The sequence below is a fragment of the Brachybacterium sp. GCM10030267 genome (assembly GCF_042666875.1).
Taxonomy (GTDB): domain Bacteria; phylum Actinomycetota; class Actinomycetes; order Actinomycetales; family Dermabacteraceae; genus Brachybacterium.
Window position 1 is genome coordinate 85,963 of the sequence record NZ_JBHTCX010000017.1, and the last position, 13,628, is coordinate 99,590.

The 13,628-nt window shown below is 71.0% G+C and carries 11 protein-coding genes; 6 read left to right on the top strand and 5 right to left on the bottom strand.

Translation table 11 applies throughout. The annotated features are described in order from the left end of the window. Positions 1–5 precede the first annotated feature (5 nt). Positions 6–1,196, bottom strand: a complete 1,191-nt coding sequence (locus tag ACFQS2_RS15000; protein ID WP_377019206.1) for a LacI family DNA-binding transcriptional regulator — start codon at positions 1,194–1,196, stop codon at positions 6–8. 150 nt (positions 1,197–1,346) lie between these two features. Here ACFQS2_RS15000 and ACFQS2_RS15005 point away from each other — a divergent pair, with 150 nt between their 5' ends. From ACFQS2_RS15005 to ACFQS2_RS15015, 3 genes are read left to right on the top strand one after another with little or no spacing between them, the layout of a single operon-like run. Further along, positions 1,347–2,666, top strand: coding sequence for a sensor histidine kinase (locus tag ACFQS2_RS15005; RefSeq protein ID WP_377794265.1), 1,320 nt, complete (start codon positions 1,347–1,349; stop codon positions 2,664–2,666). Beyond that, positions 2,663–3,316: a response regulator gene (locus ACFQS2_RS15010; protein ID WP_377794266.1), complete on the top strand. Its 654-nt coding sequence runs from the start codon at positions 2,663–2,665 to the stop codon at positions 3,314–3,316. Before ACFQS2_RS15005 ends, ACFQS2_RS15010 begins: the two co-directional genes overlap by 4 nt. Continuing rightward, complete coding sequence (locus ACFQS2_RS15015) at positions 3,316–4,302, top strand: hypothetical protein (RefSeq protein WP_377794267.1); 987 nt, start codon at positions 3,316–3,318, stop codon at positions 4,300–4,302. Before ACFQS2_RS15010 ends, ACFQS2_RS15015 begins: the two co-directional genes overlap by 1 nt. Before the next feature lie 86 nt (positions 4,303–4,388). Here the strand turns inward: ACFQS2_RS15015 and acs are convergent, their stop codons facing one another. From acs to ACFQS2_RS15030, 3 genes are all read right to left on the bottom strand, one after another. Further along, complete coding sequence (acs, locus tag ACFQS2_RS15020; RefSeq protein ID WP_377794268.1) at positions 4,389–6,368, bottom strand: acetate--CoA ligase; 1,980 nt, start codon at positions 6,366–6,368, stop codon at positions 4,389–4,391. Positions 6,369–6,484: 116 nt separating this feature from the next. Then, entirely contained in the window at positions 6,485–7,879 is a 1,395-nt protein-coding gene (locus ACFQS2_RS15025) for an L-serine ammonia-lyase (RefSeq protein WP_377794269.1), read from the bottom strand. Further along, positions 7,876–9,405 (bottom strand): DEAD/DEAH box helicase, encoded by a 1,530-nt coding sequence (locus tag ACFQS2_RS15030; protein ID WP_377794270.1) that lies wholly within the window; start codon positions 9,403–9,405, stop codon positions 7,876–7,878. The genes ACFQS2_RS15025 and ACFQS2_RS15030 overlap by 4 nt, the downstream gene beginning before the upstream one ends. Positions 9,406–9,474: 69 nt before the next feature. Between ACFQS2_RS15030 and panD the strand changes: the two genes are divergently transcribed. Together panD and ACFQS2_RS15040 are read left to right on the top strand one after the other, a co-directional pair. Continuing rightward, complete coding sequence (gene panD, locus ACFQS2_RS15035; RefSeq protein ID WP_377019199.1) at positions 9,475–9,900, top strand: aspartate 1-decarboxylase; 426 nt, start codon at positions 9,475–9,477, stop codon at positions 9,898–9,900. Between the two features lie 192 nt (positions 9,901–10,092). Then, the gene (locus ACFQS2_RS15040; RefSeq protein WP_377019198.1) at positions 10,093–11,019 is read left to right on the top strand and encodes an AEC family transporter; all 927 of its coding nucleotides are present in this window, start codon (positions 10,093–10,095) and stop codon (positions 11,017–11,019) included. 54 nt (positions 11,020–11,073) lie between these two features. On the opposite strand, the gene ACFQS2_RS15045 is transcribed toward ACFQS2_RS15040, so the two are convergent. Continuing rightward, entirely contained in the window at positions 11,074–12,351 is a 1,278-nt protein-coding gene (locus tag ACFQS2_RS15045) for an ROK family protein (protein WP_377794271.1), read from the bottom strand. A 244-nt stretch (positions 12,352–12,595) separates the two neighbouring features. On the opposite strand from ACFQS2_RS15045, the gene ACFQS2_RS15050 reads away from it, so the two are divergent. Further along, positions 12,596–13,621 carry a carbohydrate ABC transporter permease gene (locus ACFQS2_RS15050; protein ID WP_377794272.1) on the top strand — a complete coding sequence of 342 codons (1,026 nt, stop codon included), beginning with the start codon at positions 12,596–12,598 and terminating at the stop codon, positions 13,619–13,621. Positions 13,622–13,628: the final 7 nt, after the last annotated feature.

Genomic DNA, 13,628 nt, shown 5'->3' on the forward strand with positions numbered 1-13,628 from the left:
TGAGGTCAGTCGACCGAGACCCGCTTGCGCTTGGTGGTCTCCGGGCGGGGACCGGCAGAGGTGGAGCGACGCACGACGACGTCCGGGGCGACGGCGACGTCCCGTGGCTCGACGTCGTGACCGGAGACGCGTTCGACGAGGAACTGGGCGGCCAGTGCGCCGAGCCGGTCGGAGTTGGGATCGACGCTGGTCAGCTGCGAGACGCCGGAGGAGGCCAGCGAGGTGTTGCCGTATCCGGCCACGGCGAGGTCCTCGGGCACGGAGAAGCCGTATTCGCGCGCTGCGGAGAGCACGCCGACCGCGGTCACGTCGTTGGCGCAGGTGACGGCCGTGGGTACGCGGCTGCCGCGCAGCAGCATCGACCCGGCCGTCTGCCCGACCTGCTCGGTGAAGTCTCCGGGCTCGACGCGGGCCTCGTCCCCAAGGCCGTGCCGGTCCATGGCCACGCGGAAGGCCTCGGCCCGTTCGCGGGCGACCTCCGGGCCGACGCCGCCGACGTGGGCGATCTCCCGGTGGCCCAGACCCACCAGATGGTCGACCAGCAGTCCCTGGCCCACCTCGTCATCGATCCGGACGGTGTCGATCTGGCCGACGAACTCGCGGGAGCATCCGATGCCGACGAAGGGGCGATCGCCCGTGGCCTTCAGCACGCTCTCCATGTCGGCCAGGTCCGAGATCATGAGGAACCCGTCGACCCCGAGCTCGACCAGGGACTCGATGGCGTCGGTGTCCGCAGCGACCGGGTGCTCGGGCACGCGGCGACGCGTGGGGACGACCACGGCCGAGCGTCCGGTGGCGGTCAGCTCGATGCGGATGGCGCGCACCAGGTCCGAGATCCACGTGTTGCGCATCGTGTTGACCAGCACGGCCACCACGCCGCGGTGGTCGGTCTCCTCGCTGAGCTCCTCGAGGGGGAAGTGGAGCCGTTCGGCGGCCTCGTGGACGCGCCGGATCATCTGGGGCTTGATCTCCTCGGAGCCGCGCAGGGCGCGCAGAGCGACCGCGCTGGAGACGCCGAGCGAATCCGCGACGTCCCGCAGCGTCCCGCGGGACTGTCCGCTCTCCTCCATCTCAGAGGCCGTGTGGTCGATGTGCTCGATCACCTGGCCGGTCTCCCCCGCCTCGGGCGGCGGTGTCCCGGCATCGCTCTCGGGCTGGACGGTCTCATCGGCGGAATCGTTCGCGTCACTGCTCATGACCCCCATTGAACCGCATCTCGGCCCTGGCGACGGGACCGGCCGGTGCGACAGGCAGACGCGAGGACGGGGCCGGCGGGGGTTATCCCCCGCCACAACGGCAGGACGCCCCTGTGGGAACTCGGCGCGGGCCCGAATACTGTCGGTGCCATGGACGAGACCTCGACGACACCTCCGGACGGCCGCTCCCGGCTCAGCCTCGCGGCGCTCGCCTCCGTGATCGTCGGAGGCCTGCTCTTCTGCACCTGGTTCTGGATCAGCCTGACGATGCTGTTCACCGGGCTCGGCTCGCTGCCCGCCATGGGCACCGGCCTGCTGCTGCTGATCCCGTGGCTGCTGCTGATGCAGGCCGCCGTGCGTCTGGAGCGCCGGAGGGCCGTGGCGATCCACCGGATACCCGTGATCCTGCCCGCACGGCGCCGGTCGTGGCGCACGGGGGCGTCCGGGTGGATCCACGACCGCTGGCTCGAGCTGGGCAGCGCGGCCTTCTGGCGCGGGGTCCTCCATCACCATCTGGCGATGCTCGTCACCGGCGCTTTCTTCGTGCTGTTCCTCCTCCTGGTGTGGACCGGATGGACCGCCGGGGACATCGCGCTGCGCCACGGCCCGCTCGAGGTGGGCTCGGTCCGGCTCCCGCGGTGGATCCTGGGGCTCATCTGCGTGGCGACCCTCGTGCTGTCCACGGTGACCCTCGTGCTCGGAGCCCTCGCGGACCGGGGCCTGTCCCGCGCTCTGGTGTCCGGTTCCGAGGACGATCTGCGCGAGCAGGTGGCCGAGCTCGCCGAGCGCCGGCAGGGCGCGGTCGATGCCGCCGCCCAGGAGCGGCTGCGCATCGAGCGCGATCTCCACGACGGCGTCCAGCCGCGCCTGGTGGGTCTCGCCATGACGCTGGGCATGGCCAAGAACACGGTCCGTTCCGATCCGGACCGGGCCGAAGCCCTCGTGGGACAGGCCCACTCCGAGGCGAAGGCCGTGATGACGGACCTGCGCCAGCTGGCCCGCGGGATCCACCCCGCGGTGCTGACGGACCGGGGCCTGGACGCCGCCCTGTCCGCCCTCGCCGCCCGCTCACCGGTTCCCGTCGACCTGCAGGTCGAGCTCGGCCGCGGGGCCGGCCCCGCCCTGGATCGTGAGCGCGAGGCCGTGGCCTACTTCGTGGTCTCCGAAGCGCTGACCAATATCGCCAAGCACTCCGAGGCCGCACATGCCACCGTGTCCGTCACCCGCAGCGAGGACGTGCTGCGGGTGCGGATCGAGGACGACGGCCGCGGCGGGGCCCAGGTGCGCCGCGACGGACTCTCCACCGGCCTCGCGGGCCTGACCGACCGGGTGCGTGCCACCGGCGGCCGGCTCGAGGTCACCAGTCCCGCCGGCGGCGGCACGGTGCTGCTGGCCCTCGTCCCCGTCGGTCCCGGACACCGGATCCCGGCCGCGACCGGCCCGACCACCACCGAGGAGGCCCCGCGATGAGGATCGTGATCGCCGATGATGCCGTTCTGCTGCGCGCAGGGGTCGAGCGCCTGCTCACCGATGCCGGCCACGAGGTGGTCGCGGCCGTCGGCGATGCCACGGCGCTGCTCAGCGCCGTCTCCCACCACAAGCCGGACCTGGCGGTGATCGACGTGCGGATGCCGCCGACCTTCACCGACGAAGGGGTGCGCGCTGCGACCCTGATCCGGCAGCAGGACCAGGCGGTGGCGCTGCTGGTGCTCTCGCAGTACGTCGAGGAGCGCTACGCCTCGGAGCTCATCGCCGATTCGCCTCACGGGCTCGGCTACGTGCTCAAGGACCGCGTCGCCGATGTCGAGGACTTCCTGGCCGTCGTCTCCGATGTCGGGGAGGGCGGCACCTGGCTGGACCCCGAGGTCGTCCAGCAGATCTTCGTCCGCTCCCGGCGACGCCGCACGCTCGAGGCCCTCAGCCCCCGCGAGCGTGAGGTGCTCTCGCTGATGGCGCAGGGACGCTCGAACCAGGCGATCGCCGACACCCTGTTCGTCTCCGCCGGCAGCGTCGAGAAGCACATCTCCTCGCTGCTGACCAAGCTCGACCTGCCCCCGGTCGACGGGGAGAACCGCCGGGTCATGGCCGTTCTGCGCTATCTCGAATCAGAGGACAGATGATGACCAGCACTCAGACCCCACCGCCCCCGCAGACTCCACAGACCGGCCCCGGCCTCGCCGGCGGGTCACCGCACGGCTCCGGCCCCGACGCACCCAGGCCGACCACGTCCGTCGAACCGGCGCGCCGCCTCTCCCCCGCCCCCGAGGACGACCGTCCGTGGCGTCTGCTGATCACACTGCTCGGCGCGGCATTCGTGGCACTGATGGTGCTGGGCCTGGCCGCCATGTCGATCACCCAGTGGACCATCGCTCGCGGCTACGACGACGTGCCCGCCACCACGCACCTCGGAGAACCGAGCTCGCTCTCGCTGAGCTCACGCATCGCCGACGTCCGCGTCCTGCAGTCGGCGGATGCCGATCAGGTCTCGGTGGCGCTGGTCGAGAACGGAGCCACCGAGCTCCCGCCGGCCGATTCGCTGGTCCGTGCCCGGGTCGACCAGCAGGGACCGGCCGACGCCCCCGTCCTCGACGTGCGCCAGCCCGAACAGTTCAGCTCGGTGCCGTGGAAGCACGACGTGCGCGACGTGCTCGTCATCGTGCCCGAGGCGCATCGGCTCGCTGTGGACATCACCTCGTCGGTGGGTGACATCCGCGCCGACGGCGACTACTCCGCCATGACCATCTCGTCGCAGGTCGGAGAGGTCCGCCTCTCCCCCGTCAGCGCACCGGGCGGGCTCGACGTCAGCTCCGACGTCGGCGGGATCGACATCGAGCTGGAGGGCACCGCCCCCGAGACGATCGGCCTCTCCAGCTCCGTGGGCGACATCGATCTGCGGCTGCCCTCCGGCGCCGAGAGCGACGTGGACGTCCACACCGATGTCGGCTCCGCAGACGTCGCGGCTCCCGGCACCGGGCGCTGGGCCGTCGACGCCCGGGCGGATACCGGCGACGCCCGGGTGGACCCGAGCCTGACCCGCGCCGACGGTCCGCTGGTCGGCACGCTCACCGTCGTCTCGGACCTCGGCGACGTCACCGTGACGCGCTGAGGGACAGCGACGTCGCCGTGACCCGCTTCGAGGTGCGCGGCGCCCCGCCGTGACCCGCCGAGGGACGCTGCGACGCGGGGCCGGGGTCAGCTCTTGCCGCTCATCCCCTGCTGGATGAGGTCCATGACGGAGGCGTCGGCGAGGGTCTGGGTATCCCCCACGGTGCGGTTCTCGGCCACATCGCGCAGCAGGCGGCGCATGATCTTGCCGGACCGGGTCTTGGGCAGCTCGGTGACCAGGAGGATCTTCTTGGGCTTGGCGATCGGACCGATCTCCTTGCCCACGTGGGCGCGCAGGGTCTCGATGACCTGATCCTTGCCGCCCTCCTCGGCGACCGCGTCGTCATGGCCGGAGCGCAGGATCACGAAGGCGACCACGGCCTGTCCAGTGGTCTCGTCGTCGGCCCCGACCACCGCCGCCTCGGCGACCCAGTCGTGGCTGACCAGCGCGGACTCGATCTCCATGGTGGACAGACGGTGCCCGGAGATGTTCATGACATCGTCCACGCGGCCCAGCAGCCAGATGTCGCCGTCCTCGTCCCGCTTGGCGCCGTCACCGGCGAAGTAGAGCCCCTCGAAGCGGGACCAGTAGGTCTCCTTGAAGCGCTCCGGGTCGCCCCAGATGCCGCGGAGCATCCCCGGCCACGGCTGATCCAGGACCAGATATCCGCCCTTGCCGTTCTCGACGGACTCGCCGGCGTCGTTGACCACGTCGGCGCTGATGCCGGGCAGCGGGGTCTGCGCGGATCCCGGCTTGGTGGCCGTGATGCCCGGCAGCGGGGAGATCATGATGCCGCCGGTCTCCGTCTGCCACCAGGTGTCCACGATCGGGCAGCGGTCCCCGCCGATGACGCGGCGGTACCACATCCAGGCCTCGGGGTTGATGGCCTCGCCGACGCTGCCGAGCACGCGCAGCGAGGAGAGGTCGAACCTGCCGGGGATCTCCTCGCCCCACTTCATGGCGGTGCGGATCGCGGTGGGCGAGGAATAGAACAGGGAGACCTTGTGCTTCTCGACGATCTCCCACCAGCGGCCCTGGTGCGGGGTGTCGGGGGCGCCCTCGTAGATCACCTGGGTGGCGCGGTTGGCCATCGGGCCGTAGACCACGTAGGTGTGCCCGGTGACCCAGCCGACGTCGGCCGTGCACCAGTAGACGTCCGAGGACGGCTTGAGGTCGAAGACGTTGCGGTGGGTGTAGGCGGCCTGGGTGAGGTAGCCGCCGGTGCTGTGGACGATGCCCTTGGGCTTCCCGGTGGTGCCGGACGTGTAGAGGATGAACAGCGGGTGCTCGGCCTCGACCCAGACGGGCTCGTGCTCGGTGGAGGCGTTCTCCCGCGCCTCGTGCCACCACACGTCGCGCCCCTCGGTCCACTCGACGTCGCCGCCGGTGCGGCGGACCACCAGGACCTTCTCGACGGACTCGGCGCCACCGGCGAGCGCCTCGTCCACGGCGGGCTTCAGGGGCAGCTGCTTGCCGCGACGGTTCTGCCCGTCGGCGGTGATGACGACCCGGGCCTCGGCGTCCTCGATGCGCGAGCGCAGGGCGTCGGCGCTGAAGCCGCCGAACACGACCGAGTGCGGGGCCCCGATGCGGGCGCAGGCGAGCATGGCGAACGCCGCCTCCGGGACCATCGGGAGGTAGATGGCGACGCGGTCGCCGGTCTTGACACCGAGATCGGTCAGGACGTTCGCCATCCGGGAGATCTCGTCCTTGACCTGGGCGTAGGTGAAGGTGGCGTCCGATCCGTCCTCGTACTCGGCCAGGATCGCGGCCTGATCGCCGTGGCCGGACTCGACGTGGCGGTCCACGCAGTTGTAGGCGGCGTTCAGGGTGCCGTCGGCGAACCACCGAGCGAACGGGGGGTTGGACCAGTCGAGGGTCTCGGTGAAGGGCGTCTTCCAGCTCAGCAGGCCGGCCCGGGTGCGCCAGAAGGCGAGCCGGTCGCGCTCGGCCTCCTGGTAGAGCGAGGGACGGGCCACGGCGTTCTGGACGAACTCGGAGGACGGGGAGAACGTGCGGGTCTCCTGCGAGAGATTCTCGATCCCGGTGACGGCGTCGTCAGACATCAGCGCTCCTGCTACACGGGCCCCGGTTCCGGGGCGGAATGGACGCCCCCACCGTATCGCAGGAGACCCACGTCACGCGCACCGTCCGGGACCCGGAGAGGCGGGCCCGGGGCGCCTCAGCAGTCCGGGACGCTGACCGGGACCGCGGTGACCGCGAGCCCGCCCATCGCGGTCTCCTTGTAGCGCTCGCTCATGTCCTTGCCCGTGCGGCGCATGGTCTCGATGACGGTGTCCAGCGAGACGAAGTGCTCCCCGGTCCCGCGCAGCGCGAATCGCGCTGCGGTGATCGCCTTGACCGCGGCCATCGCATTGCGCTCGATGCAGGGGACCTGCACCAGTCCGCCGACGGGGTCGCAGGTGAGGCCGAGATTGTGCTCCATGGCGATCTCGGCGGCGTTCTCGACCTGGGCGGGCTTGCCGCCCATCGCCTCGCACAGGGCGGCCGCTGCCATCGAGCAGGCCGAGCCGACCTCGCCCTGGCAGCCGACCTCGGCGCCGGAGATCGAGGCGTGCTCCTTGTACAGCGAGCCGATCGCGCCCGCGGTCAGCAGGAACCGCACCGCGACCTCGTCGGGATCGACGCCCTCGATGTAGGTGGTGGCGAAGAACAGCACGGCCGGGATGATGCCGGCGGCCCCGTTGGTCGGGGCGGTGACCACACGGCCGCCCGCGGCGTTCTCCTCGTTCACGGCGAGCGCGGCCAGGGAGACCCACTCGAAGGCATTCATCGGCAGCCGCGTGGGGTCCTCGGCGCTGAGGGAGTCGTACCAGGAGGCCGCGCGGCGCTTGACGTCCAGCCCGCCGGGCAGGGTGCCGCCGGTGCGTGTGCCGCGCTGGATGCTCTCCTCCATGGCGTGCCAGATCGCCAGGATGCCGGCGCGGATCTCCTCGTCGCCGCGCCACTGCCGCTCCCGCAGCAGCATCGCCTCGGACACGGAGATGCCGCGGTCCTCGCACACGCGCAGCAGCTCGTCGCCGGTGGTGAAGACCGCCGTGCCCTCGCCCTCGGCGGCGACCTCGGCGATGGACTGCTCCATGTCGGCCTCCTCGACGACGAACCCGCCGCCGACAGAGAACATCGGCCGGCGCACCAGCTCCTCGCCGAGCGCGTCCAGGGCGATGAAGACCATGCCGTTGGAGTGCTGCGGAAGCACAGTGAGCGGATGCAGCTGGATCGAGGAGGGGCGCAGGCTGACCGGCAGCGTCCCATCCAGCAGTAAGCCGCCGCCCGCCTCGATGTGGGCCACCCGTTCGCGCCCGGCGATCGGGTCCACCGTCTCGGGATCTGCGCCCTCGAGGCCCATCACCACGGCGTCCAGCGTGCCGTGGCCGACGCCGGTCGCGGCGAGGGAGCCGTAGAGGTGGACCGCGACGTCCGCGACGTGCGGCGCGATCACCGGATCCTGGAGGGTCTCGCGGGCGAACTGCGCCGCCGCGCGCATCGGGCCGACGGTGTGGGAGCTCGAAGGCCCGATCCCGATCTTGAACAGGTCGAACGTGCTGATGCTCATGGCTTGCCGCGCTTGCGGGGACTGCGGGACGGCGCACCGGAACGGCCGCGAGCGCCGCCCTTACCGGTGCTGGCCCGGCCGCCGGCACTCTTGCCGCCGCTCCGGCCTCGAGCACCCTGGCTCCGGGAACCCTGGCCCCGGGCACCCTGGCCCTGGCGGCCGCGGCCCTTGCCACCGCGAGGAGGCTCCTCGTCCTCCTCCCAGGAGGCACGCCGTTCCTCATTGGCCCGGCGCTCCTCGGCGCGGCGGGCGTCGGCCCCTCTGGTGCGCTTGATGTCGAGCTTGCGCGGCGCGCCCTTGTACTTCACCTGCGCGGGGTCCTCGGCGGGCTCACCGCTGGGAGCGCGCGCCCCGAGCTGCTCCAGGGCCGGATCCTCGGCCTCGGCGACCTCGGCCCAGGTGGCCTCGACCTCCGCCTCCTCGACGATCCGCCGGGTCGAGCGGGTCTGGTGCGGCAGGGCGAGGGTGACGACGGTTCCCGCGGCGCCGGCACGGGCGGTGCGGCCCGAACGGTGCACGTACTCCTTGACGTCGGCGGAGGGATCGACGTGGACGACCATGCTCACGTCATCGATGTGCAGACCCCGGGCGGCGACATCTGTCGCCACCAGCACGGGATAGGCACCCTGACGGAACCCGGCCAGGACGTTGGTGCGCAGCCCCTGCTGCTTGTTGCCGTGCAGAGCCGCGGCGCGGACGCCGACCTCGACCAGCTCCTGTGCCACGCGCTCCGCGCCGAGCTGGGTGCGGGTGAACATCAGCGTGCGGCCTTCGCGGGCGCCGAGCCATGCGGTGACCGCACGCTTGGCGGAGGGTTCGATGGCCAGCACGTGGTGGTCCATGGTGGTCACGGCCGCGGCGACCGGGACGGTCTCGTGGCTGACGGGATCGACCAGGAACGTATCGACGAGATCCTCCACCTGCCCGTCCAGGGTGGCGGAGAAGAGCATCTTCTGGGTCCCCATGGGGATGGCCGCGAGGATGTCGGCGACATCGGGCAGGAAGCCCAGATCGGCCATGTGGTCGGCCTCGTCGATGACAGTGGACTCCACCAGGTCCAGCTGCAGGGCCCCGCGCTCGGCGAGATCGATCAGCCGGCCCGGGGTGGCGACGATGATCTCCACGCCGCGGGCCACCGCGTCGGCCTGCTTCTCGATGTTCATGCCGCCCGCGACCAGCTGCGCCTTGATCCCGACCGCACGGGCGTAGGGATGGATGGTGTCGACGACCTGGACGGCGAGCTCGCGCGTGGGCACCAGCACGACCCCGAGGGGACGCTTGCGGTGCACCTTGCGGCCGCGGAACCGGGAGGTCATGGCGAGGGTGAAGGCCAGCGTCTTGCCCGATCCGGTCTCCGCGCGGGCCAGCACGTCCCGCCCGGCGAGCGCATCGGGCAGGATGGCGGACTGGATCTCGAAGGCGCGCTGAAGGCCCTGATCGGCGAGCACACCGATCAGCTCCTCGGGCAGGGCCATGTCCTCGAAACGCTCCGAGCTATGGGTGGAGCGGCGACGGGCCTTGGGCATGGTGATCCTCCTGACGAAACGGACCCCACCATCATCGCGCACGGGCGGTCCGTGGAAGACTTATAGGCGATGTACCGCACTCTGTTGACCTCGAAGATCCACCGGGCCACCGTCACGCAGGCAGACCTGCACTACGTGGGCTCGGTGACAATCGACCCCGATCTCGTCGAGGCCGCCGGTCTCGTCGAGCACGAACAGGTCACCATCGCAGACATCACCAATGGTCAGCGCCTGACCACCTATGTCATCGAGGGCGAGCGCGGCAGCGGCGTGATCGGCATCAACGGCGCCGCGGCCCATCTGGTCTCTCCCGGCGACCTGGTGATCATCATGGCCTACGGGCAGTTCGAGGCGGCCGAGGTCTCCGCCCACCATCCGCACGTGGTGCACGTGGACGAGAGCAACCGCATCGTCGCCACCGGGGACGACGCCGCCCAGCCCGTCCCGGGGATGCCCGACCAGATCTCCGGCCGCGAATCCAGCGGCATCCGCTGACCCTGCCGGGCCGTCCGCCTGCCGTCACCGGCTGCCCGTCCGGCCGGTGGCAGTCTCCGGCTGCTGGCGAGCGGCTGTCAGCGACCCGCTGCGCCGACATCCGTCCCGCCCGCCCTGCGGACGCGGCGAGCCCCGGCCGTCCCGGCGCTCTAGGATCGGCCAGATGACGACGCCACTGCCCCGCACCGAGCCGTGAGCGGGGTCCTGGCCGGATTCTTCATCGTCTGGTCCCTCATCGGCGTGGGCTGGGTGACCGGGCGGACCGGTGTGCTGGGCCCGCACGGTCGCTATGTGCTCAACCGCGCCACGTTCTTCCTCGCCTCCCCCGCCCTGGTCCTCGTCGGCCTCCTGGAGTCCGACGTGCGCGACATCCTCTCGATCCCCATGGCAGTCGCCGGGATAGCGGGCCTCAGCACCGGCGCGCTGCTGCTGCTGGCGGTGCGGCTGCTGACGAAGCGGCGCGGGGCGGAGCTCGTGGTCACCGCGATCAGCGGGTCCGTGGTCAACGGCGCGAACATGGGCTTCCCGATCGCCGCCTACGTGCTCGGGGACATCTCCCACGCGCTGCCGGTGATCCTCTTCCAGCAGGCGGTCTACAACCCGCTGTACCTCTTTGTCCTCCACCAGGTCACGCAGAAGACGTCGCTCGGACCCGCCGGCGTGGCGCGCACCATCGGCGCCAATCCCGTCATCGTCGCCGGCGCCCTCGGTATGGTGCTCGCCCTGGCCGGGGTGGACGTCCCCGCGGTGGTGCTCGAGCCCGTCCAGTCGCTGGCCGATATGGCGATCCCCGCGATGCTGCTGGCCTACGGCCTGTCCCTGCACGGCTCGACGCCGCTGGCCAAGGACGACGGCTACCGCGGGCTGATCGCCGTCGCCTCGAGCGCCAAGCTGCTGGTGATGCCCGTGATCGCGCTCGGGGTGGGCCTGCTGTTCGGGCTCAGCGGGCATTCGCTGTACGAGGTCGTGGTCATGGCCGCTCTGCCGACGGCGCAGAACGTGTTCGTCGCCGCCGCGCGCTACCGGGCGGCGGAGAACCTCGCCCGGGACACGGTGCTGATCACCACCATCGGCACCGTGCTGGTGCTGCTGCTGATCTCCGGACTGCTCGGGGTCTGAGCCCGGGCCGGCCGCACTCCGTGGCCTGGCCCGCCCTCGAGGGGCGTCACTGCCTCACCGCGCCGCCGCGACGGCGAGCCCGGACCCGCCTCCGACCTGCCCCGAGGCCGAGGCTCCGGTCCCGGGCGCGAGCTCCCGCTCCAGGAACAGGCTCGCCGCACCGATGGCGCCGACGTCGTCGCTGAGGTGCGAGCACTCGAGCACGGCTCGGCCGTCGGCCACCCATTCCCCGAGGGCCTCGCGGAGGGACGGCTCGGCGACGGACCGCAGCGCGGGCCAGGTGGGCCCGCCGATGATGATCCGCTGCGGGTCGTGGATCCCCGCGAGAACGGTCAGCGCCTCCCCGAGAGCCGTGCCATGGAGGGAGATGATCTCCCTCGCTGCGCTCCGCCCCTCGTCCGCGGCGGCGGCGAGGGCATCGATCATGGCAGTGGTGCCCGCCCCGTCGGGCAGCTCGATCCCGGCGTCCCGGGCACGGCTGAGCAGCCGGTCGGCGTCGGTGTACACGCTCAGGCAGCCGTGGCGTCCACAGGAGCACACCTCGTCGGCGCGACCGGTGGGCAGATGCCCGATCTCGCCGGCCTGGGTGCTTCCGCCGCGGTGGACCTGGCCGTTCGCACTGACCGCGGAGCCCACGCCGTGGCCGACGTACACGTAGACCACCGTCTCGGAGCCGCCGAGGTGACGCGACCAGATCTCCCCCGTCAGGGCGGCATTGGTGTCCTTGTCCAGGAGCGCCGGCAGGCCGGTCACGGCGCTGAGGGCGTCGACCACGGGGACGTCGCGCCAACCCGGCATCCAGGGCGGGTTGCGCAGGATCCCGGCGGCGGCGTCGAGTCCGGCGGGGGCGGCGATCCCGATGCCCAGCAGACGGCGGCGGATCGGCTGGTCCGGCAACTCCTCGCCCAGCTGCGGCAAGGACGCACCGAGCTCACGGCACAGCTCGGCGATCGCGGCCGCGATGCGATCGATATCGGCCTCCGGCTCCTCGGTCGGCGGGGCGAGGGTGGCCCGGGCCACCGGCCGGGCGGCGAGGTCGCAGACGACGACGCTGATGTGAGCGGGGTCGAGGTGCACCCCGACGGCCAGGCGAGCGTCGGCGACCACGCGCAGCAGGGTATGCGGCTTGCCGGGCCCGGAGATCCGACGACCTGCCTGTTCGATCATCCCCTCGGCCACCAGGCGGCGGGTGATCAGCGAGACGGCCTGGCGGGAGAGCCGGCTGCGCCGCACCACCTCCGCCTGCCCCACCCCGTCCGGAGCGCTGCGGATGGTCTGCAGCACCAGCCTCTCGTTGAACTCTCCGATATCGGACATCGACGACCCGCGCATGATGCTCCTCCCCGGCATCTCTCACGCTCCCACGCGGATGCCGTTGCATTAGTCCATCGGTGTGAGTAACCTACCTCACAGGAACGACGTGGTCCCTCCTCCCAGTGTGACCGCGAAGGCACCGATGCCTGCCGTTCCCCGGTCGCCGCGCCGACGACGGCGCGGCGAATATCGCCGCATCGCTGCAGGTGCGGTGCGTATCACCGCACCGATGGAGGTGCGGCGAATATCCGAAGGGAGAGCGATGAGCGCGAGCAATGCCGTCGCAGCAGGGGCCCCCGGCACCGGTGCCGCAGGGGCGGGCCCCTCTGCTGACCTCACGGCGCACAGCGGGCCACCGGTCCGGGCCGGCGCAACGGGCGAGACACCGTCCAAGCGGAAGCTGACACAACGGGAGAAACGCAACCTGCGCACAGGATTGCTGTTCATCTCCCCCTGGATCATCGGGGTCAGCGTGTTCGTGATCTACCCGTTGGTCTACTCCTTCGCGATCAGCCTCACCCAGTACTCCGGCATGAAGTCCCCGACGTTCATCGGGCTGCAGAACTACATCGCCGCTGCGCTGGATCCGATGGTCCACACCGCCGTGGGCAACACCGCCTACTACATGTTCATCGCAGTGCCGCTGGGCATGGTGGTCGCACTGCTGCTGGCCCTGGCGATGAACCGCAACGTGCGGGAGGTCGCGGTCTACCGCACCCTTCTGTATCTGCCCTCGCTGATCCCGATGTTCGCGATGTCGTTCATCTTCATCGTCTTCGTCAATCCCCAGTACGGCATCGTCAACCGCTTCCTGGGGCTCTTCGGGATGCCGGACACGAATCTCCTGGGGGAACCCAGCCTCGCCAAGCTGGTCATCATCCTCATGGCGCAGCTGGGGGCCGGCAACGCCGCGCTGATCTATCTCGCAGGTCTGCGAAACATTCCCGAGACCCTCTACGAGGCGGCGCGCATCGACGGCGCCAGCCGTTTCCGCCAGTTCCTGTCGATCACGATTCCGCTGCTGACCCCGACGATCCTCTTCAATCTGATCACGGGGGTCTCCGGCGCGATGATGGTCTTCACCGAGGCATACATCATGACCAATGGCGGTCCCGACAACTCGACGCTGTTCTACATGCTGTACCTCTACCGCAACGCCTTCTCGTACGGGCAGCTCGGTTTCGCCTCGGCGCTGGCGGTGCTGCTGTTCCTGTTCGGGATGCTCCTGGCGGGACTCATCTACTGGCTCTCCCGCCGGTTCGTGAACTACGACGTCTCGGCCGGCTGAGGAAGAG

What these genes read in the sequence shown, in the direction of transcription:
- ACFQS2_RS15000 (WP_377019206.1), bottom strand. Translation starts at nt 1,196, where the DNA reads ATGAGCAGTGACGCGAACGATTCCGCCGATGAGACCGTCCAGCCCGAG.
- ACFQS2_RS15005 (WP_377794265.1), top strand. Translation starts at nt 1,347, where the DNA reads ATGGACGAGACCTCGACGACACCTCCGGACGGCCGCTCCCGGCTCAGC.
- ACFQS2_RS15010 (WP_377794266.1), top strand. Translation starts at nt 2,663, where the DNA reads ATGAGGATCGTGATCGCCGATGATGCCGTTCTGCTGCGCGCAGGGGTC.
- ACFQS2_RS15015 (WP_377794267.1), top strand. Translation starts at nt 3,316, where the DNA reads ATGACCAGCACTCAGACCCCACCGCCCCCGCAGACTCCACAGACCGGC.
- acs (WP_377794268.1), bottom strand. Translation starts at nt 6,368, where the DNA reads ATGTCTGACGACGCCGTCACCGGGATCGAGAATCTCTCGCAGGAGACC.
- ACFQS2_RS15025 (WP_377794269.1), bottom strand. Translation starts at nt 7,879, where the DNA reads ATGAGCATCAGCACGTTCGACCTGTTCAAGATCGGGATCGGGCCTTCG.
- ACFQS2_RS15030 (WP_377794270.1), bottom strand. Translation starts at nt 9,405, where the DNA reads ATGCCCAAGGCCCGTCGCCGCTCCACCCATAGCTCGGAGCGTTTCGAG.
- panD (WP_377019199.1), top strand. Translation starts at nt 9,475, where the DNA reads ATGTACCGCACTCTGTTGACCTCGAAGATCCACCGGGCCACCGTCACG.
- ACFQS2_RS15045 (WP_377794271.1), bottom strand. Translation starts at nt 12,351, where the DNA reads ATGCGCGGGTCGTCGATGTCCGATATCGGAGAGTTCAACGAGAGGCTG.
- ACFQS2_RS15050 (WP_377794272.1), top strand. Translation starts at nt 12,596, where the DNA reads ATGAGCGCGAGCAATGCCGTCGCAGCAGGGGCCCCCGGCACCGGTGCC.